We start from the raw sequence: 24806 nt of genomic DNA, 5'->3' as shown, positions 1-24806 counted from the left end.
CAGCGCCGCCGAACCCTGAACAAGCCGGCTCGACCGGTACATTGGGCCATTTTGCGCCCGGCGACGGAAGGAAAGCCGGGTCTGGGTTAAGACTTATTGGCAGGTTGCGCGGGCTCTCCGTCCTTCAGGCGCTGCACGGCGTCGAGGAACAGCGTCGCCACCGTGAGGTCGGCGCTGGTACCGGGGTTGAACCCAGCGGTCTTGAGTGCGGAATCGTGGGCCAGCAGAGCCGCCCGCGCGCCCTCCCCCAGGGTCAGCCCGCGCAGGGCGGAAGCGGCCTCCGCCCGCACCCGCTCGGCGGTCGCCGCGCCGAACTTGCGGGCGATGTGGCTGTCGGGGAATCCGGTCAGGAAGGCGAGGTGGACCGCCGTCGTGGTCCAGGGCTCGTGCAGGCCGAGGGCACGGGCCGCCGCCAGTGCCGGGAGACCGATCGCGAACAGGTCCTCGAACCCGGTGACGTAGGCGCGCGCGATGCGGTCGCGCGGGGCCGCCTCCGCCATGGCGGCGAGGAACGGGGGCGGCGGGCCCTCGGCCGTCACGTCGTGGCGCGCCGCACTGCCGAGCCCGCCGGGATTGGCGAGGCGGATCGCCGCGTAGAGGCCGGCGGCGTCCGCCGCGTCGAGCCCGGCCAGCACGCAACCGAGGTCGTCGCGCAACGGCCCGGGCCGCTCGGCCGCGGCGGTCAGCGGGGCGCAGAGCAGCACGATGCCGAGATTGGTGTTCTGGCCGACGCCTGCGCGGGTGGCGGTCACCGCCGCCTCGATCCGCGCCCCGACCCGGGCGCCGGGCGCCGTGAGAGGGGGAGCGGAGAGCGCGGCGCTCGCCTCGAAATCCGCGACGCTCATCCGGTGCCCGGCGGCGTGGACGTGGACGTTGCCGGGCTTGATCGCCGCCAGTTCCGCCCGGCAGGCCGCGAGATAGGCTTCTGCGATCGTCGCCGGGGCAAGGGCCGGCGGGGCAAGGGCCGGCATCACGCCCCCTCGGCGACGAGGCGCGGCGTCCGCCCCGCCCGGACCGCCGCCAGGAAGCCGGCCGCGACCTCCCGGGCGATGTCGACCGGTGTGACCTGCTGCAGGCCCGACCAGGCCGGCATGCTGTTGACCTCGAGCACCTGGAAGCCGCCCTCCCCGTCCTCCACGAGGTCGATTCCCGTGTAGCCGCATCCCACCGCGTCGGCGGCCGCCTCTGCGAGCGCCACCGCCCGGACCGGCGGGCGCCAGGGCAGCGGCCGGCCGCCGCGATGGACGTTGGTGATCCAGCCGTCGCCCTGGCGGATCATCCCGGCGATGGCCCGGCCGGCGCAGACGAAGACCCGGTAATCCTGCCAGGCCCCGTCATGGCGGGCGACGTAGCGTTGCAGGTAGTAGACCCGCCCGACCAGTTCCTCCGGCGGCAGCTCGTCGGGCCGTGAGATGAGCTGCAGCCCCTCCCCTTGCGAGCCGAACAGAGGCTTGAGCACCAGCGGCCGCCCGGGACCCGCCTCACGGGCCACCACCTCGGCGGCGGCGTCCCGGCGCGAGAGCACGAAGGTCTCCGGCGTCGGGATGCGGTGGCGGGCGAGCAGCAGGCTCGTCATCGCCTTGTCGACCGAGCGCTCGATGGCCTGCGGCCCGTTCCACACCGTGGTGCCGGCGGCGACGAGCGCGTGCAGGGCGCCGAGCCGCATCGTCGTCGCCTCGAAGGTGCCGCCCGCGATGGTGCGCAGAAGCACCCCGTCCGGCAGGTCGCCGCCGAAGCCCGGCACCCGAAGGGGCTCCGGATATCCGGTCTCGATCGTGACGTCGGCCAGCGAGAACAGGACCGGCGCCGCGCCGAGATCCGTCAGGGCGGTCAGCAGCCGGGCCTTGTGCCAGGCGCCGTTATCGGCCGCGAGCCCGATCCGCATCGATCGGTTCTCTCAAGCGAAGGAGCGCGCCACCAACTCCGGCACCAACCGGCCGGCGCGGTGGCTGGCGCCGGAGCGCAGCGAGGTCACGATCACCTCGGCCGGGCTGAACAGGTGCTTGTCGATGGCGTAGAAATCGCCGTTGAAGCGGGAAAAGATCTCCGCGAAGGGCGCACCGTGGTCGCGCGAGGTGGTGCTCGGCAGGGCCTCGGCCAGTCCCTTGGCGTCGGCATCGTCGGCCTCGACGAAGAGCTGCACCCGCCCGCCATAGATGATCGCGTCGTTGGTGCGGCCCATCGCCTGGATGAAGTCCGGATGCGGCGGGCTCAACGGCGCGGCGCCGAGCCCGTCGACGATGGCATTGAGGTCGAACCCGACCGAATGCGCCTTGTGCAGCGCCACCTCCAGCACCCGGGCGACCACCTGGGTCGCGCCGGCGAGGCTCTGGGTCGGGGCGTAGACGAAGGTCACGTCGGACGGCGCCACGCCCGCGGCACTCGCGACCTTGGCGGTCACCGAGGCCGGCGGCGGGCTGCCCGATTCGAGCACCAGGGCGATGCGCGAGGCCTCGTCGCGATAGGCCAGTTCCTCGAACAGGTGCTCCACGGCGGCAGCCGCCCGGCCGGGGCCGGAGCCGAGGGCGAAGAAGCCCGAATCGCCCTCCTCGTCGGCGAGGCTCCAGCCGGCATACTGGCTGCCGAGGCAGGCGAGCACCGGGTCGGCGCTGTGCACCGTCAGGGTGAAGGGCCAGGCCTCCAGCGGGCCGGCGGGGCTCACCGTCACGGTGCCGAGGCCGCCTAAGCAGATCTCGGCGATGCGCCGCCCGGCCTCGATCGAGCCGCGCACCCCCGCCCCGGCATCGATCAGCCGCGCCCCGTCCGGCGCCCGCGTCACGGCGAGCCGGAGCTTCGCGGCATCGGCGGCCAGGGCCTCGACCAGGGGAGCGGCGAGCGCGTTCACGCTCGGGCGGGACGGGGCGGCGGATGAACTCATGGATGACTCCCTCGGGTCCGGGGTCGGAGGATGCCCCGGTATGATCGGTCGGGGTCTTGGACAGGCCCCGTGGGGTGACGAACGAAACGTGGGGTTCCCCCGCCCCGCGTGGGAGAGGAGGCAGCGTGAGGGTGGGACGGCTCAGGATCAAGTGCGGAGCGCGGGCACAGAGAGTCCGACTCCTCACTCCGTCCCTTCCCCAGAAACAGCAAGTCTGTCCGGCGAGAGGAATGGCGCGTCTCCCCTCTCCCGTGCGGGAGAGGGATCGGGGGTGAGGGTGACGCGCTCCAGTGCAGAACTCCGAGCGTGGTGCTGGCAGCGAGACGGTTCAGTCCTTTTGCGGCGCCGCCTCCACCCGCACCCCCTGCCCCTCTCCCACACGGGAGAGGGGATCCCGCGATCGATCTTTGAAGGGCTTTCCCCGGGCACCCCCATCCCGCCCCGGCACGCCTACGCCGCCTCGGTACAAGGCACGATCGCCGCCAGACGCCGCACCGCTTCCGCGATCCGCGCCGGGTCGAGGCGGCCTGTCCGGTCCCCCTGCCCACACAGCCCCCCGCGGAAGCCGAGATAGCCCGGCCCGAGCGCCGCGAGTGCCGGGATGTCGTCGAGGGCGAGCGAGCCGGCGAGGCCGGAGAGCAGGCCGTGCGCCCGGCACGACGCTGCGAAGCCGGCGAGCTGCGACACGGACAAGTGGTCGGTGAGGCGCCGGCCGTCCTTGGCTCTGGTGTCGATCATCGCGCCGGAGAAGCCGGCGGCAGCGAGCGCCGGCACGTCGGCGCCTGCCGGCCCGTCCTCGGCGAACAGGACGGCGATCACCGGGAGGCCGGCGGGCAGGACCAGGCCGGTCGCGTCACGCCCGGGCGCCCAGGCGATCTTGAGGTAGCGCACGCCCGTGCCGGCCAAAGCCGCCAGGCAGGCGGAGGCCTCGCGGCCGTCCTGCGGCTCACCCGCCACCGCGCTCGTCAGCCGGTCGCCCGAGGCCGCCGCGATCGCCCGGACGGTGTCGGGCGCAAGCGCCCCGAGGGCGCCGCGGTCGGGGTCCTTGGCATCGATCAGATCGGCGCCGTGGTCGCGGGCGAGCGCCGCCTCGGCGGCGTCGCGTACGCTGACGAGGAGGCGGACGCGGGGAGAAGAGTGGTCGGGCACGGGGATCAGGACCGGTTCGGCAGCGGCTCGGCGAAGAGGCGGTTCTTCACCAGGGAGCGCACGCCATGGAGCCAGGTGTCGTCGGTGTCGCCCTGGATCACGACCTGGCCGCCGCGCAGCACCTTGCCGCTTCCGGCCTCGGTGACGGTGATGGTCAGGTTGAGCACCTGCGGCGCGCTGCGCTGGACGTAGCCGTAGATGACGAGCGCCGCCCCCGCCGCCTGGGCGATTTTTTCGGCGCAGCCCTCGCACTTGTAGAACGGCGCGTCGCGCCGGATCGCGGTGGCCTGAGGCGCGAGATCGACGGGGTCGAGACCGCGGCTCGCCACCTCCCGGCGCAGGGCATCGGTGGCCAGGCCCAGGCGTCGCGCATCCTGCGGCTTCAGCGGCCGCGGCCCGATCGTGCCGGGCTCCGCCAGCTCGATCCCGAACACCGCCACGTCGTTCGGCGCGGCGGCAGCCGGCAGGCCGACGAGCAGGACCGCGAGAGCGGGAAGGGCGCGAAGGAACGACATCGCCCGACCCTCGCATGCCGGCGCGGGGATGCGCAACGCGCTCCCCCGCGAGCCGTGTTCGGACTTTTGGGGCAGGATCGGCAAGGGTGGGATGGCGTCTTACGAAATCCTCATCGAACAGACGTTGAGGCCGCGCGAGAAACCCTGGTAGCGTGCCTGCCGCATGGCACAGTTCCGCAAGGCCACCCTCGCCTCCCTCGGGCTCCTCGCCGGTCTGGCGGCCCCGGCCGCTCTCGCGCAGGCTCCGGGCCCGCCGCAAGCGGCCGCCCCGCAGGCGCAAGCCGCCGCACCGCAGGCATCCGAGATCCGCATCGGCCTGGTCTACCGGCCGGCTCCGGCCCCCTCCTCGTACGACGCCCAGGCCGCACCCGAGGACGAGGGGCTGGCGGGCGCCAAGCTGGCGATCCAGGACAACACCACGACCGGCCGCTTCGTGCGCCAGAGCTACGCCCTCGACGCGGTGGCGCTCGGCACCGCCGCCCCCGGCGAGGCGCCGCCCCAGAGCCCGGTCGAGGCCGCCCGAGGGCTCGTGGCGAAGGGCCTGCGCTTCATCGTGCTGGCGCTCTCCGCCGACGAGGTGCTGGCGGTGGCCGACGCCCTCAAAGGGTCGGGCGTCACCCTGTTCAACGCCGCCGCCCCCGACGACCGCCTGCGCGGCACCGATTGCCGGGCCGACGTGTTCCACGTCGCCCCGAGCCGGGCGATGCAGACCGATGCGCTCGCGCAGTTCCTGGCCTTCATGCGCTGGCGCAAGCTCTTCCTGATCACAGGTCCGCAGGACGGCGACAAGCTGTGGGCCGAGGCGATGAAGCGCTCGGCGAAGAAGTTCGGGCTCCAGATCAGCGCCGAGCGGCCCTGGACCTTCGGCCCCCTGGCGCGGGCGCGGGGCGATACCCCGACCCGGGCCGAGGCCCTCGTCTTCACCCGCGGGCTCGATTACGACGTCGCCGTGGTGGCCGACGAAGCCGGCGATTTCGGCGATTACGTGCCGTTCCACACCGTCGATCCGCGGCCCGTCGTCGGCACGCAGGGGCTCGTCCCGACCACCTGGCACCCGACGCTCGAGGTCTGGGGCGCCGCCCAGGCCCAGAACCGCTTCCGCCGCCTCGCCGGCCGGCTGATGCGCCCCCTCGACTACCAGGTCTGGGCGTCGGTGCGGGCGGTCGGCGAGGCCGCCTTCCAGAAGAAGACCACCGATCCGGCGGCGCTGAGCGCTGCGATCGCCGATCCGGGTTTCACCCTGCCGGGCTACAAGGGCGTGGCCTTGAGCTTCCGCCCCTGGGATCATCAGCTGCGCCAGCCGATGCTGCTGGTGCAGCCCCAGGCCCTGGTGGCGGTGGCGCCGGAGCAGGGCTACCTGCACCAGCGCACGCCGCTCGACACGCTGGGGGTGGACCTGCCGGAGACGCAGTGCAGGCTGGCGAAGTCGTGACCCGGCCATAAGTCGGTCTCGCCCGCCGCGGCGCGGCGGGTCAGGTAAGAGCAACGAGCGCGACCAGAGACGGACCGTGGGCGAAGAGCGCGGCCGGAAGGGAGGACGAATGAGCCGTCACCGGATGAGACCGGCGCAAGCCGCAGCCCTTGCGGTTGCTCTTCTTGCAGCACCCGCCCACGCCACCACCGTGTACGTCAGCAACGAGAAGGGCAACTCGGTCAGCGTCATCGACGTCGAGACCCTGAAGGTCACGGCGACCTGGCCGGTCGGGCGGCGGCCGCGGGGGATCACCGTGGGCAAGGATGGGAGCCTGCTCTACGTCTGCGCCAGCGACGACGACCGCATCGACGTGCTCGACACCAAGACCGGCAAGATCGTCCGCTCGCTCCGCTCGGGGCCGGACCCGGAGCAGTTCATCGCGCATCCTTCCGGCAACCCGCTCTACATCGCCAATGAGGACGACAGCCAGGTCACGGTGCTCGACATCGAGAAGAACAAGGTGGTGGCCGAGGTGCCGGTCGGCGTCGAGCCGGAGGGAATGGGGTTGAGTCCGGACGGGTCGATCCTGGTCAATACCTCCGAGACGACCAACATGGCCCACTTCATCGACACCAAGACCTTCCAGGTGATCGACAACGTGCTGGTCGATGCGCGGCCCCGCTTCGCCGAGTTCAGCCAGGACGGCAAGTGGCTGTGGGTCTCGGCCGAGGTCGGCGGTACGGTCTCGGTGATCGACGTCGAGACCCGCAAGGTGGTGAAGAAGATCACCTTCAAGATCGCAGGGATCACCGACGAGCAGATCCAGCCGGTCGGCATCCGCCTGACCAGGGACGGAACCAAGGCCTTCGTGGCCCTCGGGCCGGCCAACCGGGTCGCGGTGGTCGATGCGAAGACCTACGAGGTGCAGAAATACCTGCCGGTCGGCCAGCGGGTGTGGCAACTCGCCTTCACGCCGGACCAGAAGCTGCTGTTTTCGACCAACGGCACCTCGAACGACGTCTCGGTGATCGACGTCGAGGCGTCGAAGGTGACGAAGAGCATCCCGGTCGGGCTTCTCCCCTGGGGCGTCGCGGTCTCGCCGCAGTAAAAATCGTGAGCCGCGTCCTGAAAAGGCGCGGGATCCCCTCTCCCGAGTGGGAGAGGGGTAGGGGTGAGGGTGACACGCTTCCGCGTGAAACGCTGAGTCTGGTGCCGGTGGCGGAACGGTCTGAGCCTTCTGCGGAACCGTAGCACCCTCACCCCCGGCCCCTCTCCCACTCGGGAGAGGGGGGAGAGCCCCACTTCTCACCCGGACAGATCATGCGCGCCCTTCTCATCGCCGCCGCCCTCGCGGCCAGCCTCCTCGCCACCACCTCCTCCGCCCACGACCTCACCAAGGGCCGCACCGACCTGCCCGATCTGGTGCTGGGCGCCGAGGACAACGACTATGCCGTGCCGGTGAAGGACATCGAGATGGAGGCCGGCAAGTCCTACCGTCTTCGCATCGTCGCCAAGGGGCAGAAGGAGTACAAGTTCTTCGCCAGCGAGTTCTTCCGCGGCGTGTGGATGAACCAGATCGTCATCAACCACCTCGAGGTGCACATGGCCGGGCCGCCGCACCACCTCGAATTCGACGACCAGGGCACGATCGCGGTGGAGTTCGTGACGGTGCGGGCCGGCGAGTTCCCGTGGTCGGTCCAGGGGCTGGAGAGCCGGGGCATGACCGGGCGCTTCATCGTGAAGTGACAGGGGTTTGCGGGTTCGCCAGCCCGGCCTACATCGACGCCAACACGACCGGAGGAACCCCAAGGATGCGTCTCGCCCTCGCCGCCCTGCTCCTGCTGACGGCCTTGCCCGCCCGCGCCGACGATGCGGCCGCGTGCCGGGACGGCATCGCGACGATCAAGGCGGAACTGGCGAAATCGCCGCCCGAGCCGGTCGCCAAGACCCTCCGGAAAGAGCTGCGCATCGCCGAGCGGGAACTCGGCGAGAAGGAATACGACGAGTGCCTCGACGCGGTGCGCGACGCCCGCAAGGCGATGAGCCGATGAGCGCGGCCCTCGCGGTCGAGGGCGTGAGCCATCGCTTCGGCGCCCGCACGGCGCTCGACGACGTGTCGTTCGAGGTGCCGCGCGGCACCTTCGTGGCGCTGCTCGGGCCGAACGGGGCCGGCAAGACCACCCTGTTCTCGGTGGTGACCCGGCTCTATGCCAGCCAGGCCGGCCGGGTCTCGCTCCTCGGGCACGACCTGAACCGCGAACCCTCGCAGGCGCTGGCCCGCCTCGGTGTGGTATTCCAGGCCCGCACCCTCGACACCGACCTGACGGTGCGCCAGAACCTGCTCTACCACGCGGCGCTCCACGGCATCCCCCGCAAGGCGGCTTTGGCCCGGATCGACTCGCTTCTGACCCGCATCGGCCTCTCGGAGCGCCGCGACGACAAGATCCGCACCCTGTCGGGCGGCCAGTCGCGGCGAATCGAGATCGCCCGGGCGCTGATCCACGCCCCCGACCTCCTGCTCCTCGACGAGCCGACCGTCGGCCTTGACCTCGAATCCCGCGCCGACATCGTCGCCATCGTGCGGGCGCTGGTGCGGGAGGAAGGGCTGTCGGTGCTCTGGGCCACCCACATATTCGACGAGATCGACGCGGACGACCGGGTTGTGGTGCTGCATCGCGGCCGCATCGTCGCCCGCGGTCTCGCCGGGACCTTGAGCGAGCCCTCGGGCTCCCTCGAGACGGCGTTCCGCCAGATGACTGCGGAGCGCGGCGACAATCCGAGGAAGGTGGCATGAGCGCCGGGACGACCCTCACCCCGGTGCGCGGCCGGCTCGATGCCGGCGGCTACCTCATCGCGCTCGCCGGCATCGTCCGTCGGGAGTTGCTGCGCTTCTTCAACCAGAAGGAGCGGTTCTTCTCGGCGCTCGTACGGCCGCTGGTCTGGCTGTTCATCTTCGCCGCCGGCTTCCGCAACACGCTGGGCCTGTCGATCACGCCGCCTTACGAAACGTATGTCCTCTACGAGGTCTACGTGGTGCCGGGGCTGGCGGTGATGATCCAGCTGTTCAACGGCATGCAATCCTCGCTGTCGATGGTCTACGACCGTGAGGTCGGCTCGATGCGGGTGCTGCTCACCAGCCCCTATCCGCGCTGGAGCCTGCTGCTGGCCAAGCTCATCGCCGGGGTGATCGTCTCGCTGATCCAGGCCTACGTGTTCCTGGCGGTCGCGAGTTTCTTCGAGACCGACATCCCGTGGATGGGCTATCTCTATGCCCTGCCGGCCTTCCTCGCCGCGGGGCTGATGCTTGGCGCCATCGGGCTGTTCCTGTCGTCGCTCGTGCGCCAGCTCGAGAACTTCGCGAGCGTGATGAACTTCGTGATCTTCCCGATGTTCTTCGCCTCCTCGGCGCTCTACCCGCTGTGGCGGATCAACGAATCGAGCGCGACGCTCTACTGGATCTGCCAGATCAACCCGTTCACCCACGCCGTCGAGCTGGTGCGCTTCGCGCTCTACGGCGCCTTCAACCCGGTCTCCTGCGCGGTCGTGGTCGGGACCGGACTCGCCTTCTTCGTCATGGCGGTGGCCGCCTACGATCCCGGCCGCGGGCTGCTCGCCCGGCGCGGCGGCCCGGCCGGGGATGCGGGCTGACCGCCTGTGAGAGAGATGTCCATGATGCTCCGTTCCGCCCTCGCCACCCTGCTGATCCTCGGCGCCGTGCCGGCCCTTGCGCAGCCCAAGCCCGATCCCGACTGGCCCTGCGCCCAGCGCAAGGTCTCGACGCTCGGCCCCGGCGCGGTCTGGACCGGGCCCGATCCGAGCCAGGCGCTGACTGACTGGGGCAACGACACCGACGCCGCCCTGCTCGCGCAGAAGATCGGGTCGCGCCGGCTGCCGCTGGAGGAGGTCGACGGCCTCCTCGACGGTTTCGTGGCCAAGCTCGACAAGGCCGACAAGGACGCCCGCCTGACCCGCGTCTTCGCCGGCGTGTTCGAGGTGCTGAACGGCGAGCGCGACAAGGTCGTGGCCGGCATCGGCCGCTACGCCCGCGGCCAGCGGGTGATGGCCGAGCGCATCCGCGACGAGGCCGGGAAGATCAGCGAGGTGAAGACCGCGCCGGACGTGCCCGAGACCAAGGAGCTGACCGAGCTCGAGAGTCGGTTCAACTGGGACAAGCGCATCTTCCAGGAGCGCAGCCAGTCGCTGACCTATGTCTGCGAGGTGCCGACCCTGCTGGAACAGCGGCTGGGGGTGATCGCCAAGAAAATCCAGGCGCGGTTGTGAGGGGGGGGCTTCCTCGGCGACGTGACTGACACCCTCCGCCTCCTCCCAGGCTCCCACAACACGCGGCACAGCAGGTGTCCCGGTGCGGACACGACGGTCGCCGCGCCTGAGCCCTCCCCCCTCTGCGGGGGAGGGCTCAGGCGGTAACCATCGGGCCTGAACCTGGGTAGCCTCAATGCGGCTCTCACCCCACCGGCGTGAACAGCTCGCCCTTGCCGAGAGTGGCGAGATCCCCGCCGTAACGGCGCATCGGCGCCCGCAGGAGCGCGGCCGCCTCCGGGGCCAGGGCCTTGAGCGAGGTCGCCAGCAGCTTCAGCACCACGAGGTCCTGCCGCCCGGTCTCGACGAAGGTCGGCAGCAGGGCGCCGTGGCGGGCGGCGACCAGGGTGCCGCGGCGCATGCCATAGCCGGGATGGTCGCCGATCGCCTCGGCCACGATCGTGCCGGCGATCATCCGGGCGCCGGCATGGGCGCCGGCGGTCGTCGCCAGGATCAGCCCGGCCCGCATCCGGTCGCCGAGGCGGTCGCCGGCCGTGCCGCCGACGATCAGCGTCGCGCCGTCGAGGCCGGCCTCCGCGCCGTGGAGCGCGCCGCCGGCGCTCTCGCCGGCATCGCCGGCAATGCGGATCGTGCCGCCCTTGGCCGCCGTCCCGGCGAACGGGCCGGCCGAGCCGCTGACGGTGAGGGTGCCGCCGGTCATGCCGGCGCCGAGGCGCTGGCCGACATCGCCCTCGACCACGATCCGCCCGGCCGACAGGCCCGCGCCGACCCGGTCGAGCCGCTCGGTGGCGCCGACGATCCGCAACTCGTCCGAGCCGTCGAGGTGAATCGTGAAGCAATCGCCGAGGGTCAGGCCGCAGCGGCTGGTGCCGACCGGCAGCCGGGCGGCCTCCGCCTCCGACAGGCCCGCGAGGGCGGCGGGGGTGAGGCCGGCAAGATCCAGGCGCTCCGGCGGCGCCTCGCGGAGGGTCAGGGTGCTCATGCGGCCTCTCCGAGCAGGTCCCGGAGGTGGAAGTGGTGGCGCCCGAGATTGCCGCCGTAATTGCCCGCCGTGACGGCGACGAGGCCGAGATCGCCTCCCGCCTCGGTCGAGGCGTGGAGGGCGGCCCGCATCGCGGCCGAGACGCTGGCCGAGGACAGCCCGTCGATGACGATCTCCAGCACCACGTCGACTTCCGGAGGCAGGGCCGAGCCGGCCCGGCCCTTGAGGGTCGGGCAATAGGCGTCGTTGGTCGAGGCCATCATGCCCTTGGTGCGCGCGCCGACCTTGGAGCCGGAGCGCACCACGCCGCCCGGGAAGGGCAGGATCACGTCGGGGATCGTGCGCGCCGCCGCGACCGCGATCTCGGCCACCCGCAGGGTGTCGGCGAAGCGCCGGCCGAGAAAGAGCAGGTTGCCGCCCCCGACCGCACCGTTGATCGTCGGCACCGAGTGCTCGCACAGGAACTCGCCGTCCATCACCGGCGTGCGCCAGTAACGCCGTCCCGCGACGCGCTTGGCGGTGGAAAAGCCGTCGCCGAAATAGCGGATCGCGCCGCCGAGCTTCAATGCCTTGCCCACGTTCGGGTCATCCCAGGCGATGCCGGCGAAGACCGCGCTGCCCGGCGAGGTCAGCACGCATTGCCCGACCCGGCGCAGGAGCTGGTCCTTGAGGCCGCCGGCATCGAAGCCGAAGAGCAGCACGCGCATGCCGGGGCGCCCGTCCGGGGTCTCGTCGGGGGAGAGCACGGCGTCGATCCCGGCCTCGGCGCCGCAGCCGATCACCGAGGTGGCGAAGCCCGTCATGGTCGTCGCGGCGATCGTCGCCCATTCGGGCGTCTCGGCGGTCAGCACCAGGGCGGTGGCCGCCATGTCGAAGGCCTCCGCGAAGGTGTCCTCGACCCGGATACCGTTGAGAATCAGGTCCGGCATGACACCGCCTCGAACACCTCACGATCGGGGAAGGCCGCGTCCGGCACAGTGAAGGTGGACAGACCGGCGCCGAAACGGCCCTGCAGATATGAATCGGTCCGCCGCGCCATGCCGGCATCGGCCTCGACGGACAGGCTCAGCGTATGACCGCGCGTCCAGGCGACGACCTCGCCGTCCTCGACGATCACCGCGCCGTCCTTCAGCACACGGTGGGCGCGGGCGAACATCGCGGTCCGGTCCGGCTGGTCGCGGTAGACCGCGATGTCGGCCCGCGCCCCGGGGCGCAGGTGACCGCGGTCGGTGAGGCCCAGAAGCTTGGCCGGGCCCGAGCGGGTGAGCTGCGCGACCTCGGTGAGGGTATATTCGCGCTCGATGGCGGCGAGGCCGGAGCGCTCGGCTGCCACCTTCGGATGGGCGGCGACCTCGCGATCCCGCGCCTCCTTGTCCATCAGCAGGTGCAGGATGCGCGGATAGGCGGTGAACGGTCCGCCATTGGGGTGGTCGGTGGTCAGGATGGTGCGCTCCGGATCGGGCGAGAGCAGCATCAGCTCGAGCCCGATGGCGAATTGCAGCGACGAGGTCGGGCCGCGGTCGCGGTAGCGGAACGGCACGATGCCGCCGCCCTCGGCGTCGCCCGCATTGACGATCCACTTCTTCGGGCTCGCCGCCTTGCGGCCGGAGAACTGGCGCAGGATGTCGAGCGAGATCGTCGCGGTCTGGCCGAACACCACCTGGCCGATATCGAGGGTGGCGTTGGGATGGCGGGCCAGCGCCTCGGCGATCCGCGGCGCGGCCGACTGGAAGCCGCCGGTCAGCGGGTTGTCCTTGTCGATCGCGGCATAGGCGTAGAACTGGGCGTGGGCGAAGTGGATCCGCCGCCCTTCCGCCGCCTCGAGCGTCTCGATCAGGCTGTCGTCTGCCCCCGGCAGGCCGAGATTGCTGCAATGGACGTGCAGCGGGTGCGGGACCTTCAGGGCCTCGACCGCGTCGAGGAGCCCGTTGAGGATTTGTCGCGATGTCAGCCCGTAGGCCGGCACCTCGTCGTCGAGGGAGAAGCGGACCGCCCCGTCCTTGAAGGCGTCGGCGCCGCCGGCATTGATCACCTTGACGCCGAGCGCCCGCGAGGTCGCGACGTTCAAAGCCACGAGGTCGCGCACCGCGTCGGCGCTCTCGCGGTCGCGCAGCAATTGCAGCAACTGGTCGTCGTTGCCCATCACGCACAGCCCGCCCCGGTCGAGGAGCGGGATCTCGTCGAGTTCGAGCTGGGTCGCCAGTGCGTTGACCGGCGGCATCGCCGGCTCGACCGCGGTGGTGTAGCCCATCCGGGCGTAGAGCAGGCCGACATCGCGGCCCGAGCCGTGCGGGTTCGGCGCGCCGGGTTCCGAGACGCCGAGTTCCGGCAGCAGCAGGCGCGCCAGCACCACGTTGCCGCCGGCGATGTGCGAATGGACCTCGACGCCGCCCGCCATGACGATGCAGCCGGCGGCGTCGATGATGCGGTCGGGCGCGCGGTCCGAGGGGGCGACGATACGGCCGTCCTCGATCCAGACGTCGCCGATGGCGTCGCGCCCGGCGGTCGGATCGACCACCCGGCCGCCGGCGATGCGGGTCAGCATGAGGCGGAACGCTCCGGGTTCTTGGCAGGATTCTTGACGGTGTAAGAGAGCCGGGCCTGGAGATCGGCGAGGATCGTGGCGGCGGAATCTGTCCCCGGTGCCGGCGCGTCGGCTTCGTGCCAGGCGATCGCGGCGCGGCGCGGGTGCCACAGGGCGGCGCCGAAGGCCTCGCCCGGCACGCCGACGCCGATCACCACCTTCGCCTCGTCGCCCTTCGGCGTGCCGAGGAGCGCCACGGTCGGCACCGTGCGGGTCCAGTCCGGCAAGGGTGCCGGCAGAGCGGCAAGCCAGAGCGCGGCATCGGCCTCCCCTGCCGCGGCCTGGCGTGCGGCGTCGAAGCGCCAGGGATCGTGCTCGGGACGACTGCGGCCGAATCCGACCCGCGGCCCTTGGCCGGTGCTCCAGGCGGCGATCTGTGCCACGGCCCGGCCCTGGTGGGGGTCGCCGAGGGGCAGCGCGAAGCAGCGGGTGGTCTCGTTGAGATCCTTGACGAGGCCGTTCAGCATCTCGGCCCCGAGGGCTCCGATCTCGGCGGGGTCGTAGACGATCACGCCGTAGAGCGCGTCGCGCAGGCGCGTCGCGAGGTCGGCCAGCGGATGGGGACCGGCGATGCGGCCGGCGACGAGGCCGCGCAGCAAACCGATCGCCGCCGCGAGCCCGGCCTCGCCCGCCGGATAGGCGACGTGTTGCACGGCCCCATCGCCCGGCCCGCCGAGGGCGAGGACGGCGCGGGGCCGCCCCGATGCCCGTCCGCGGACGGGTCCGTCCGCCGCCAGCTCGCTCAAGGACTCGGAGGCCCACGGCGCGGCGCCCAGCGCCAGCACGACATCGGCCCGCCCACGCGCCTCGGCCGGGGTGGTGGTCATGGCGCCGCCGGAGGCCAGCGCCCCGAGATCGGCGTAGAGGGAGGGCGCCGCGGCGGAGTCGAGCGAAGCGCCGATTGCGCGCGCGAGGTCGAAGGCCGCCTGCACCGAGGCCGCCTCGGCGCAGAGGCCGGCAAAGACCGGGCTTCGCGCCCCTGCCAGCATCGCGGCGGCGGCCGCGACGGCCTCGTCCCGCGTCACCGCCCGTCCATCGATCCAGGCCGTCATCCGCCCTCGCCCGCTCCTGCCCTACGCAGTTCGCGGGAGACGGTTGCACCCGGGCGCCCGCTCAGGCAAGTCCCCCGAAAGTCCGGCTTCGCGCCCGGCCGGCGGGCACATATCCGCCGATCGCGAGTTGCCCAGCCGGCGGACGGTGTGGGACAGTCCGGCCCCGAGGATTCGGACGGCCCTGCGGGCGCCGCCCGGTCGGGTCAGGAAGCGAGGCCGGTTTGGCGCACGGGATGGCAACGGCGCGGGCGACGGTGCGGGTGCGTGCGCCGGCCCGGCTGCATTTCGGCTTCCTCGACCTGCATGGCGGGCTCGGCCGGCGCTTCGGCAGCATCGGGCTCGGCCTGGATGCCCCCGGCATCGACCTCACCGCCGCCCGGGCCGACAGCCTCACCGTCACCGGGGCCGACACGCCCGGCATCGAGGCCGAGTGCGAACGGGTGCGCACCTATGCGGCGCTGGCCGCCCGTCACCTCGGCGTGCCGGAGACCGGGGCGTTCCACCTCGCCGACGTGATCCCGGCCCATGCGGGCTTCGGCTCGGGGACGCAGCTCGCCCTCTCGGTCGCGGCGGCGCTCGCCGCGCTCCACGGCGCGCCCTTTTCTCCTGCCGCCTTCGCCGATGCCCTCGATCGCGGCAACCGGTCCGGCGTCGGCCTCGCCGCCTTCGTCACCGGCGGCCTGATCGTCGATGGCGGCCGCGACGACAGCGAGGCTCCGCCGCCGGTGATCGCGCGGCTGCCTTTCCCGGAGGCCTGGCGGGTGGTGCTGATCCTGGATTCCGGCCGCACGGGCGTGCACGGGGCCGAGGAGCGCCGGGCCTTCCGCGAACTCCCCCGCTTTCCCGCGCCGGAGGCGGCCGAGATCTGCCGCACGGTGCTGATGCAGGTGCTCCCGGCGGTCGTCACGGGGGACGTGGCGCGGTTCGGCGCCGGGATCACCGGGATCCAGCGCCGGATCGGCGATTATTTCGCCCCCCACCAGGGCGGGCGCTACGCCAGCGCGGCGGTGGCGGCGGCGCTGGCCGACGTCGAGGCGGCCGGCATCCCGGGCTTCGGCCAGAGTTCCTGGGGGCCGACCGGCTTCGCGCTCACCGGCGACGAGGCGCAGGCCAGGGCGCTGGCCGCGTCCTTGAGCGCCCGCCACCCGGCCTTGAGCATCCGCATCGCCCGCGGGCGCAACCGCGGCGCCGAGATCGACTGACCGGAGCGGCGGGCTCCTTGCCGCAATTGCCACCAACGTCCAGGCCACAGGTGGGGCCTGCGGGCGTAAAGGTGGCACCGAACCTTGAAGCTTCACGCGCGAATCGGGTCGCCGGCGGGCGGCCGCCGCGTTTCAGGAGATGCCGGATGGCCCGCTCGATCCTGCACATGCTGACCCCACTCAAGCACATGAGCCCGTTCGACGTGAACATGGCGGTGGATGCGGGGTTCGAGGTCGTCTCGACCTATACGAGCGTGGAGCCCGGCGAGGTGGTGCCGCTGGTCCAGGACTCGATCTTCTCGCGCGCGCCGCAGGACGGCACCCGCACGGCGATCTTCATCGGCGGCAAGAACGCGGAGGCCGCCCTCGACATGGTGGATGCCGCGACCGGTGCCTTCGTGCCGCCCTTCGCCAACCACGTCTTCGCCGATCCGGCCGGCTCCTTCACCACCGGCGCCGCCATGGTGGCCTGCACCCGCAAGGCTTTGCGGGAGAGGTTCGGCGAGGAGCTGCGGGGCAAGCGCGTCGCGATCTACGGCGGCACCGGCGTCGTCGCCTATTGCGCCGCGGTGATCGCCGCGCAGGAGGGCGCGCAGCCGGTCATCGTCGGCTATAACGGCCGCGAGCGGGTGGCGACGATCGCCGATGGGATGCGCACGCGCTTCGGCGTCGCCGTCGAGGCCGCCGACGGCTCGACGCCCGAGGGTCGTCTCGCGGCGGCGCGCGACGCCGAGGTGATCCTCTCCGCGGCTGCGGCGGGCGTGCAGGTCCTGAGCGCCGAGGACCTGACCCAGGCCGGCCGCCTCCTCGTCGCCGCGGACGTCAACGCCGTGCCGCCGGCCGGCATCGCCGGGATCGACGTCAACGCCGACGCCGTCCCCCTGCCGAGCGGGCGGGGCGTCGGCATCGGGGCGCTCGCCATCGGCAACGTCAAGTACGGGACCCAGGCCGGCCTGTTCCGCCGCCTGCTCCAGGCCGACCAGCCCCTCGTCCTCGATTTCCGCGAGGCCTACCGGCTCGCCGTCGAGATCGCCGACCAGGCGGCGGCGTGACGGCCGACGCGGTCCTGATCGCCGCGCAGTCGGGCCGGGCGCTCGCCGCCGCGGCGCGGCGGGCCGGCTACCGCCCCTTCGTCGCCGACCTGTTCGGCGACGCGGATACCCGGCTGCTTTCCGCCGGCTATCGCCGCGTCTCCGGCCGCCTCGGCGCCGGGCCGGGGGCCGGGAGCGTGGAGGCGGCACTCTCGGACCTCGCAAGCCAAGCGGTCGCCCCCATCGGCCTCGTCCTCGGCTCCGGCTTCGAGGGTGCGCCGGGGCTGATGCGGCGGCTCGCCGGGCGGTTCCGGCTGATCGGCGCCGCGCCGGATGCCGTCGCGGCGCTCAAGGACCCGGCCGGCTTCGCGGCCCTGTGCGGGCGTCTCGGCATCCCGCATCCGGAGATCTCCTCGGCACCGGTGCCGGATCCCGAATCCTGGCTCACGAAGCGGCGCGGCGGGTCCGGAGGCGGCCATATCCGCCCGGCCGCTCCGGGCCGGCTCCCGGCGGGAGCCTATCTCCAGCGCCGCGTGCCGGGCCTGCCCCGCTCGCTCAACGCCCTCGCGGATGGACGCGGCATCGCCGTGCTGGCGGTAACCGAGCAATGGACGGCGCCCGGGACCGGCCGCCCCTTCCGCTATGCCGGTGCCGCCGGACCGGCCGTCCTGCCCGCCGCGGTACGGGATGGAGCCGAGCGGGCGCTCGCGGCCCTCGTCACCGCGACGGGGTTGCGCGGTCTCGTCAGCGCCGACCTGCTGGTCGAAGGCGATGCCTGGTGGCTGCTCGAGGTCAATCCCCGTCCCGGCGCCACCCTGGACGTGCTCGACCGCGCGGCCCAGCCGCTCTTTTCCGCCCATCTGGCGGCGGCCGACGGCCGGCTGCCCGAGCACCGCTCGATTCGTCCGGGCGCCGCCGCGACCGAGATCCTGTATGCCGGGACGGAGGTTCCTTCCGTTCCGGTCTTCGACTGGCCCGACTGGGCGATGGACCGCCCGCCGGCCGGCAGCCGCGTCGAGGCGGGAGCGCCGATCTGCACGGTGCTGGCCGAGGGGGCGGATGCGGGCGCGGCCCGGCAGGCGGTCGCGCGGCGGGCCGCCGATCTGCAGTCGCGGCTGCGCGCGACGGCCGACGCATTGGCTTTCGCCGGCCGCCGCTCCATCTTCGACGCGGCACCCTGCAACCCGCTCTCCCGCGGCGAGGAGATGCCGCATCCTTCGATCGTTTCGGACAATCCTGCATGCACCGGGCACGACGCATGAGCCAAGCCCTCGCCGTCGTGAAGGTCGGCGGCAGCCTCGTGGCCGATCGGGCCCGGCTGTGCCGGCTGCTCGGCGACCTGGCGGACGGGGCCGAGGGGCCGGTGGCGATCGTGCCGGGCGGCGGCGCGTTGGCCGAAGCGGTGCGGGCGACGCAGACGGCCCTCGCCTTTCCGGACCCCCTCGCCCACCGGCTCGCCCTCGAGGCCATGGCGGGCATGGCGCGCATCTTCGCCGCGCTGGAGCCGCGCTTGCGGGTGACGCCGGATCCCGTCGGAACCCTCGCCGCCGGCGGCGTACCGGTCTGGGACCCGTCGGCGCTCAAGGACGGCCATCCGGACATCCCGGAGAGCTGGGACGTGACATCGGACAGCCTGGCGCTCTGGCTCGCCACGCGCCTCGGCGCAGGCACCTGCCTGCTGGTGAAATCCGCCGATCCGGCGCCCGGGGCCGGACCGGCGGAGCTGGCTCGGGCCGGGCTGGTCGATGCCGCCTTTCCGGGTTTCGCCGCCCGCTTCCCCGGCCGGATCGTGCTGCGCGGCCCCGGCGGCGACCGGCCGTGCCGCGAGGCGCTGGCGGAGTGCGCCGCGTGAGGGAGCATCTCGTCTTCGTCACCGGGCGCCTCGCCAAGGCGCGGCTGGAGAAGATCGCCGCCGGCCTGCCGCCGGAGCGGTTCGCCTGGACCATCGCCGATGCCGGCGTGAAGGTCGCCGCGCTGATGACGGAGGAGATCATCCGCCGCCGGGTCACGATGCCGGAGGGCGCGACGCGGGTGATCCTGCCCGGGCGCTGCCGGGCCGATCCGGCGGCGCTCGCCGCGCATTTCGGCCTGCCGGTGGAGCGCGGGCCGGACGAGATCGTCGACCTGCCGGTCTTCCTCGGACTCGCCGGGCGGAAAGTGGATCTTTCGCGCCACGACGTGCGGATTTTCTCCGAGATCGTCGACGCGTCGCGGCTCACGCCCGAGGAGATCTTGCTTCGGGCGAAGGACCTCGCCCGGCGCGGGGCCGATGTCATCGATCTCGGCGGGCTGCCGGACACCCCCTTCCCGCATCTCGGCGAGACGGTGCGGCTGCTCAAGTCCGAGGGATTGCGGGTCAGCGTCGATTCGTTCTCGGCCGACGAATTGCGCCAGGGCGCGGCGGCGGGCGCCGATTTCCTGCTCAGCCTCAACGAGGAGACCCTGGACCTCGCCTTCGAGACCGAGGCGGTGCCGGTTCTGGTGCCGATGCGCCCCGAGGACCTGCCCTCCCTCGACCGGGCGATCGAGCGGATGCAGCGGGCGGGCAAGCCCTTCATCGCCGACCCGATCCTCGAACCGATCCATTTCGGCTTCGCCGCCTCCCTGGTGCGCTACCACGAGACGCGGCGGCGCCACCCCGACATCGCCATGATGATGGGGACCGGCAACCTGACCGAGCTCACCGAGGCCGACAGCCTCGGGGTGACGGCCCTGCTGATGGGGGTGTGCTCGGAACTGTCGATCGGCAACGTGCTGATCGTGCAGGTCTCGAACCACACGCGCCGCACGGTCGAGGAGCACGATGCCGCCCGCCGGGTGATGTACGCGGCCAAGGCCGACGCCGCCCTGCCCAAAGGTTATGGCCGCGCCCTCCTCGCCCTCCACGACAAGCGGCCCTATACCCAGACCCCTGAGGAGATCGCGGCCCTGGCCGCCGAGGTGCGCGACCCCAATTACCGGGTCGCGGTCGCGGAGGACGGGGTGCACATCTACAACCGCGACATCCACAAGGTGGGGCGCGATGCGATGGCGTTCTTCCCCGATCTCGGCGTCGAGGCCGACGGCGCCCACGCCTTCTATCTCGGCGGCGAATTGACCAAGGCGGAACTGGCCTGGCGGCTCGGCAAGCGCTACGTGCAGGACGAGGCGTTGGAATGGGGCTGCGCCATGGATGCCGAGGTGGAGGACACCACGCGCTTCAAGGCCCCGGGCCATACGCGCCACAGCGGGAAGCCTTAGACACGTGCCGCTGATCCTCGAGACCATCGTGACGACCCTCGCCGCCGACGGGTCCCTGCACCTGGTGCCGTTCGGGCTGATCCGGGAGGGCGAGGATTTCTGGGTGGCGCCGTTCCGGCCCTCGCCGACCATCGCCAACCTGGAGGCGCAGCCGTTCTTCGCCGCCGCCGCACCGGCCGACGTGCGGGTGATCGCCGGCTGCGTCACCGGCCGGCGCGACTGGCCGACCGTGCCGTGCCGCACGATTCCCGTGCCGCGGCTGGCCGAGGCCTACGGACACATGGAATTGCAGGTCGTGGAGGTGCGCGACGATCCCGTCCGCCCGCGCTTCCGCGGCCGGGTGGTGCATGCGGAGGCGCACCGGCCGTTCCTCGGCCACAACCGGGCGGTCAACGCGGTGCTGGAGGCGGCGATCCTGTCGACGCGCCTGCACATGCTGAACCCCGAGACGGTGCTGGCCGAGCTGCACCACCACCGCATCGCCGTCGAGAAGACGGCCGGGCCCGCCGAGCGCGAGGCCTGGAACTGGATCGCCGCGAAGGTCGTGGCCGCCCTGCCGCAGGCGGCCGCCGCGTCCCTCGCGGTCGATGACGCGTAAGAACGCGTGAACAGGAGAGATCCGATGAAGCGCATCATCGCGGCGGCCCTCGTCGCCGCCTTCGCGGCGGCCCCCGCTGCCCAGGCCCACGGCCCGACCCGCAAGAAGGTCGAGGAGAAGGTTACGATCAATGCCAGCCCGGACAAGGTCTGGGCCGTGGTCGGCAACTTCCAGGACATGAGCTGGCTGCCGCCGGTCGAGAAGACCGAGGGCAAGGGCGGCAACGAGGTCAAGGCCACCCGCACCCTCACGTTGAAGGGCGGTGCCACGGTCGAGGAGGAGCTCTACAAGTACTCGGCCGAGCAGAAGAGCCTGTCGTACCGGATCGACAAGGTCGACGTGAAGGTGCTGCCGGTCAACAACTACTCCTCGACGATCAAGGTCGAGCCGGCGGATGGCGGCAAGGCGTCGGAAGTGGTGTGGGACGGCGCGTTCTATCGCGGCTACATGAACAACGACCCGCCGCCCGAGCTGAGCGACGAGGCGGCGATCAAGGCGGTCAAGGAGCTGTATCGCGCCGGCCTCGACAACCTGAAGGCGAAGATCGAGAAGGGCAACTCGTGAGGCGAGCCCGGCATCTCGCCGGGCTCTGCCTGCTCGTCGGGGCCGGCGTCATGCCGGTCCCTTCCCGGGCGGCGGAGGCCTTCGTTACGGCGCAGAATTCCGACACGGTCGACGTGGTCGACCTCGACGCCCGCAAGGTGGTGGCGACGATCCCCGTGAAGGGCGCACCGGCCGGCATCGCCCTGTCGCCGGACCGACGTTCCGTCTACGTCACCGCGCCGGAGGGCAAGGCGCTCGTCGTGATCGATGCCGCCGCACGCCGGATCGCCCGCACCGTCCCGCTCGGCGGCGGCCCCCTCGGGGTCGGGGTGAACCCGGTGAGCGGCGCGGTCTACGTCGCCGACTGGTACGCCAAGCGTCTCTGGGAGGTCGATCCGAAGACCCTGTCGGTCGCGGCCGAGATCCCGGTCGGCACCTCGCCCTCGGGCATCGCGGTGACGCCGGACGGGACGTTCCTGCTGGCGGCGGACCGGGACGACGACGCGCTCTCGCTGGTCGACACCGCGACGCGGCAGCGGGTGGCGACGATCCCGGTCGGCACGCGGCCGTTCGGGGTCACAATCGACGCAGCCGGCAAGCGGGCCTATTCCGCCAATGTCGGCTCGAACGACGTCTCGGTGGTCGACATCGCGGCGCACCGGGAGATCGGTCGGGTCAAGGTCGGCGAGCGGCCCTACGCCGTGGCGCTCGCCCAGGGCCGGGCCTTCGTCACCGACCAATATGGCGGCACGGTCAGTACCTTCGATACCGCCACCTTGGCGCCGGGGCCCCGCCTCGATGTCGGCGAATACCCCGAGGGTATCCAGGCCAGCCCGGACGGCAAGACGGTCTATGTGGCGAACTGGGAATCGAACACCCTCACGGTGATCGATGCCACGGCCCTGACGGTGACCGGACTGGTGAAGACCTCGGACGGGCCGCGGGCCTTCGGTCAGTTCCTGCGCTGAGACGCGACGGGGCGACCCGTTCGCGGATCGGCACCGAGGGATAGTTCGACGCGAACGGGTTGGTCACAAGCCCGCCCTGCGCCTGCGCCGGTACCGCGAGGAGCAGCAGCGAGGCCGCGAGGCTCAGCCGCCTCACATCAGAGACCCGCGGCCTTGCGCAGGGCGGCGTTGATGCGCTCCTGCCAGCCCGGCCCGTCCTCCTGGAAGTGGTCGAGCACGTCGCGGTCGAGGCGCAAGGACACGGTCTCGCGCACGCCCGGGACGGCCGCCTTCGCGGCGGGCTTCGGCTTGCCGTCGGTCGCCTTGCCATCGGCTGCCTTGCCCTCGGGGCCTGAGCCCTCCGGCACTTTACGGGTCACGGCCCGGAACGCGGCCTCGGCGGCTTGCCGGGGGTCGCTGCCGCGGCGGGAACGGTCGAATGACATCAAGGGTCCTCCTCGGACAGCCCTACCATGGCGGCGGCGAACCCGAAAACGACGAAGGCCCGCCGGCGCACCGACGAGCCTTGAGGAGGCAGGGTCCACGTCCCAGGGTTTGCGGGTGGTCGTGCACGGTACGTTGATGATGGCCGTCTCGGCCCCGTACCGCATGTCAGCCCGCCCTGAAGCCACTATCCCTGTCGATCGACATTCGGTGGCGTTTCCTGGTCACCGGCATCGGTGTGAGTCGCATGAGGGCTGCAACCTTGAGAATTCATGGCCACCTCCTCGAGTTCGTCTCGATGAAGACTATGCTGCGCCTCCCGGCGAGAGTGGTCAAGCGGAATTCGTAGCCGACTGCTCTCGATTTTTAAGGTTGAGATGGAACCTAACGAAAGATTAATACTTCTGACGCCTGAAGCCGATTCGGCCTTTCGCTGCGGCATGAGGCAGGTAAGGGCTTGCACAAGGCCTATAACAGCGAAGGCCCGCCGGCGCACCGACGAGCCTTAAAGAGGCAGGGTCCACGTTTCAGGGTTCGCGGGTTTTGCCGCACGGTACGATGATGACGGCCGTCTCGGCCCCGTACCGTAGTTCAGCCCGCCCTGAAGCCACTATCCCTGTCGATCGACATTGGGTGGCGTTTCCTGATCGCCGGCATCGGTGTGAGTCGCATGAGGGCTGCAACCTTGAGAATTCATGGCCACCTCCTCGAGTTCGTCTCGATGAAGACTATGCTGCGCCTCCCGGCGGGAGTGGTCAAGGGGTATTCGTAGCCGGCTGCTTTCGATTTTTTAGGTCGAGACGGAACCTAACGAAAGATTAAAGTTGCCCACGCCCGAGACCGATTCGGCCTTTCTCTGCGACATGAGGTGGTCGGTGCCTGCCGCCGGGCTCGAAACGACGAAGGCCCGCCGGCGCACCGACGAGCCTTGAAGAGGCAGGGTCCACGTTTCAGGGTTCGCGGGGTGTTTCGCACGGTACGATGGTGATGGCCGTCTCGGCCCCGTACCGTATTCTAGCCCGCCCTGAAGCCACTATCCCTGTCGATAGTAGTCCGGCGGAGTTTCCTGATCACCGGCATCAGTATGTGTCGCGTGAGGGCTGCAACCTTGAGAATTCATGGCTACCTCCTCGAGTTGGTCTCGACGGGAACTATGCTGCCCCTCCGCGCGGGGATGGTCAAGAGGGATTTGTAGCCGCCTTTTTTGCACTGCCGCGCTGGAACAAAAACCTAAGGGGAGGTTTCGGGCGCGCCCGAGCCAGCGCGGTCCCGCCCGCCGCCGCGGGAGGCGCGCCGAGGATCAGGCCGAGGATCAGGCAACGTGCAGGATGGCGTCCTTCATCACCCGGGCGACGACGTCGCAGTTCAGGGCGCTCGCGGCACAGTGGGTCACCTGCCGGTCGAGATGGTCGTGGTCGAGGCGGGGGTCGCAGGCACTCGCCAGGAAGTAGCCCGCATCCGTGATGCTCATCACGTAGACGTCCGAGGCCTGGCCGGTATTCCGGTTGATCAGCATGAACTGGGTGTAGGCCTGCTCGAAATCGGGACGGCCGCGCAAGGACGGCCCGCGCTCGATGAGCACGCCATAGGGCGCGAGCTGGCTGGCTGCGGCCTGCAGCACCTCGGCGGCGATGTCGCGCAGGAGAGCGACGCGTCGTGCGTCCTCGGAGGAGAGCGGCGCCTCGTCCTGGGCGGCCGGCGCCACGTAGGCCTCGCGGCGCCGGCGGTGCTCCTCGAAGAAGCTCCCGAAATCCGACAGCACCACGTCCGGGCATCGGGGAACCGCCACGGTCTCCGTCATCGCACCCTGCTCCTTGTCGTCTCCGAGGTGGTCTTTTGCAACCCGTCTCAAGCTCAACTCGCGTCCCGGCCAATCCGATCCTGGCCGACCGTGGGTGACGGTCAGGCGATTCGTGCGGCTTCCTCTCGGACAGGGGCGGGAACTG

26 protein-coding genes are annotated in these 24806 nt (G+C 71.6%); 15 read left to right on the top strand and 11 right to left on the bottom strand.

Annotated features, from left to right (window positions below; all coding sequences use genetic code 11):
• Positions 1-86 precede the first annotated feature (86 nt).
• The 5 genes from AC3AOF_RS21440 to AC3AOF_RS21420 all read right to left on the bottom strand — a co-directional run bounded on the left by AC3AOF_RS21440 (position 87) and on the right by AC3AOF_RS21420 (position 4542).
• Positions 87-971: a triphosphoribosyl-dephospho-CoA synthase gene (locus AC3AOF_RS21440; protein ID WP_488346440.1), complete on the bottom strand. Its 885-nt coding sequence runs from the start codon at positions 969-971 to the stop codon at positions 87-89.
• Positions 971-1885, bottom strand: a complete 915-nt coding sequence (locus AC3AOF_RS21435; RefSeq protein WP_236988967.1) for an ATP-grasp domain-containing protein — start codon at positions 1883-1885, stop codon at positions 971-973. Before AC3AOF_RS21435 ends, AC3AOF_RS21440 begins: the two co-directional genes overlap by 1 nt.
• A gap of 12 nt (positions 1886-1897) precedes the next feature.
• A complete protein-coding gene (gene mch, locus AC3AOF_RS21430) occupies positions 1898-2878 on the bottom strand; it encodes a methenyltetrahydromethanopterin cyclohydrolase (RefSeq protein ID WP_488346439.1) in 981 nt (326 codons plus the stop codon).
• Positions 2879-3328: 450 nt separating this feature from the next.
• A complete protein-coding gene (locus tag AC3AOF_RS21425) occupies positions 3329-4027 on the bottom strand; it encodes a (5-formylfuran-3-yl)methyl phosphate synthase (protein WP_488346438.1) in 699 nt (232 codons plus the stop codon).
• Between the two features lie 5 nt (positions 4028-4032).
• Complete coding sequence (locus tag AC3AOF_RS21420; RefSeq protein ID WP_488346437.1) at positions 4033-4542, bottom strand: DUF3280 domain-containing protein; 510 nt, start codon at positions 4540-4542, stop codon at positions 4033-4035.
• Between the two features lie 163 nt (positions 4543-4705).
• Between AC3AOF_RS21420 and AC3AOF_RS21415 the strand changes: the two genes are divergently transcribed.
• The 7 genes from AC3AOF_RS21415 to AC3AOF_RS21385 all read left to right on the top strand — a co-directional run bounded on the left by AC3AOF_RS21415 (position 4706) and on the right by AC3AOF_RS21385 (position 10237).
• A complete protein-coding gene (locus AC3AOF_RS21415; RefSeq protein ID WP_488346436.1) occupies positions 4706-5974 on the top strand; it encodes an ABC transporter substrate-binding protein in 1269 nt (422 codons plus the stop codon).
• A 124-nt stretch (positions 5975-6098) separates the two neighbouring features.
• Positions 6099-7064 carry a YVTN family beta-propeller repeat protein gene (locus AC3AOF_RS21410; RefSeq protein WP_488346435.1) on the top strand — a complete coding sequence of 322 codons (966 nt, stop codon included), beginning with the start codon at positions 6099-6101 and terminating at the stop codon, positions 7062-7064.
• 212 nt (positions 7065-7276) lie between these two features.
• Positions 7277-7702, top strand: a complete 426-nt coding sequence (locus AC3AOF_RS21405; protein ID WP_488346434.1) for a cupredoxin domain-containing protein — start codon at positions 7277-7279, stop codon at positions 7700-7702.
• 65 nt (positions 7703-7767) lie between these two features.
• Entirely contained in the window at positions 7768-8007 is a 240-nt protein-coding gene (locus AC3AOF_RS21400; protein ID WP_488346433.1) for a hypothetical protein, read from the top strand.
• Complete coding sequence (locus AC3AOF_RS21395) at positions 8004-8750, top strand: ABC transporter ATP-binding protein (protein WP_236988973.1); 747 nt, start codon at positions 8004-8006, stop codon at positions 8748-8750. The genes AC3AOF_RS21400 and AC3AOF_RS21395 overlap by 4 nt, the downstream gene beginning before the upstream one ends.
• A complete protein-coding gene (locus AC3AOF_RS21390) occupies positions 8747-9604 on the top strand; it encodes an ABC transporter permease (protein WP_236988974.1) in 858 nt (285 codons plus the stop codon). Before AC3AOF_RS21395 ends, AC3AOF_RS21390 begins: the two co-directional genes overlap by 4 nt.
• A 24-nt stretch (positions 9605-9628) precedes the next feature.
• Complete coding sequence (locus AC3AOF_RS21385; RefSeq protein ID WP_488349031.1) at positions 9629-10237, top strand: hypothetical protein; 609 nt, start codon at positions 9629-9631, stop codon at positions 10235-10237.
• 184 nt (positions 10238-10421) lie between these two features.
• Here AC3AOF_RS21385 and AC3AOF_RS21380 read toward each other — a convergent pair whose 3' ends face one another.
• From AC3AOF_RS21380 to AC3AOF_RS21365, 4 genes are read right to left on the bottom strand one after another with little or no spacing between them, the layout of a single operon-like run.
• Positions 10422-11219 carry a formylmethanofuran dehydrogenase subunit C gene (locus AC3AOF_RS21380; protein WP_488346432.1) on the bottom strand — a complete coding sequence of 266 codons (798 nt, stop codon included), beginning with the start codon at positions 11217-11219 and terminating at the stop codon, positions 10422-10424.
• Positions 11216-12148 (bottom strand): formylmethanofuran--tetrahydromethanopterin N-formyltransferase, encoded by a 933-nt coding sequence (gene fhcD, locus AC3AOF_RS21375; protein ID WP_488346431.1) that lies wholly within the window; start codon positions 12146-12148, stop codon positions 11216-11218. Before fhcD ends, AC3AOF_RS21380 begins: the two co-directional genes overlap by 4 nt.
• Complete coding sequence (locus AC3AOF_RS21370; protein WP_236988977.1) at positions 12136-13764, bottom strand: formylmethanofuran dehydrogenase subunit A; 1629 nt, start codon at positions 13762-13764, stop codon at positions 12136-12138. The genes fhcD and AC3AOF_RS21370 overlap by 13 nt, the downstream gene beginning before the upstream one ends.
• Entirely contained in the window at positions 13758-14855 is a 1098-nt protein-coding gene (locus AC3AOF_RS21365) for a formyltransferase (RefSeq protein ID WP_488346430.1), read from the bottom strand. Before AC3AOF_RS21365 ends, AC3AOF_RS21370 begins: the two co-directional genes overlap by 7 nt.
• Before the next feature lie 233 nt (positions 14856-15088).
• Between AC3AOF_RS21365 and AC3AOF_RS21360 the strand changes: the two genes are divergently transcribed.
• From AC3AOF_RS21360 to AC3AOF_RS21325, 8 genes are all read left to right on the top strand, one after another.
• A complete protein-coding gene (locus AC3AOF_RS21360) occupies positions 15089-16057 on the top strand; it encodes a beta-ribofuranosylaminobenzene 5'-phosphate synthase family protein (protein ID WP_488346429.1) in 969 nt (322 codons plus the stop codon).
• Positions 16058-16203: 146 nt separating this feature from the next.
• Positions 16204-17109: an NAD(P)-dependent methylenetetrahydromethanopterin dehydrogenase gene (locus tag AC3AOF_RS21355; RefSeq protein ID WP_236988980.1), complete on the top strand. Its 906-nt coding sequence runs from the start codon at positions 16204-16206 to the stop codon at positions 17107-17109.
• Complete coding sequence (locus AC3AOF_RS21350; protein WP_488346428.1) at positions 17106-18350, top strand: ATP-grasp domain-containing protein; 1245 nt, start codon at positions 17106-17108, stop codon at positions 18348-18350. Before AC3AOF_RS21355 ends, AC3AOF_RS21350 begins: the two co-directional genes overlap by 4 nt.
• The gene (locus AC3AOF_RS21345; RefSeq protein WP_488346427.1) at positions 18347-18940 is read left to right on the top strand and encodes an amino acid kinase family protein; all 594 of its coding nucleotides are present in this window, start codon (positions 18347-18349) and stop codon (positions 18938-18940) included. The genes AC3AOF_RS21350 and AC3AOF_RS21345 overlap by 4 nt, the downstream gene beginning before the upstream one ends.
• Positions 18937-20328 carry a DUF6513 domain-containing protein gene (locus AC3AOF_RS21340; RefSeq protein ID WP_488346426.1) on the top strand — a complete coding sequence of 464 codons (1392 nt, stop codon included), beginning with the start codon at positions 18937-18939 and terminating at the stop codon, positions 20326-20328. Before AC3AOF_RS21345 ends, AC3AOF_RS21340 begins: the two co-directional genes overlap by 4 nt.
• Before the next feature lie 4 nt (positions 20329-20332).
• Entirely contained in the window at positions 20333-20926 is a 594-nt protein-coding gene (locus AC3AOF_RS21335; RefSeq protein WP_488346425.1) for a DUF447 domain-containing protein, read from the top strand.
• Positions 20927-20950: 24 nt separating this feature from the next.
• Positions 20951-21490 (top strand): SRPBCC family protein, encoded by a 540-nt coding sequence (locus tag AC3AOF_RS21330; RefSeq protein WP_488346424.1) that lies wholly within the window; start codon positions 20951-20953, stop codon positions 21488-21490.
• Between the two features lie 50 nt (positions 21491-21540).
• The gene (locus tag AC3AOF_RS21325) at positions 21541-22437 is read left to right on the top strand and encodes a beta-propeller fold lactonase family protein (protein WP_488349030.1); all 897 of its coding nucleotides are present in this window, start codon (positions 21541-21543) and stop codon (positions 22435-22437) included.
• A 137-nt stretch (positions 22438-22574) separates the two neighbouring features.
• Here the strand turns inward: AC3AOF_RS21325 and AC3AOF_RS21320 are convergent, their stop codons facing one another.
• Together AC3AOF_RS21320 and AC3AOF_RS21315 are read right to left on the bottom strand one after the other, a co-directional pair.
• Complete coding sequence (locus tag AC3AOF_RS21320; RefSeq protein ID WP_236988986.1) at positions 22575-22862, bottom strand: BrnA antitoxin family protein; 288 nt, start codon at positions 22860-22862, stop codon at positions 22575-22577.
• Positions 22863-24172: 1310 nt separating this feature from the next.
• Positions 24173-24661, bottom strand: coding sequence for a hypothetical protein (locus AC3AOF_RS21315; protein ID WP_236988987.1), 489 nt, complete (start codon positions 24659-24661; stop codon positions 24173-24175).
• Positions 24662-24806: the final 145 nt, after the last annotated feature.

Source organism: Methylobacterium sp. 142-1Y (assembly GCF_057747795.1).
The sequence above is the reverse complement of the archived record's forward strand: the minus strand, read 5'-3'. Positions and strand labels throughout refer to the sequence as shown.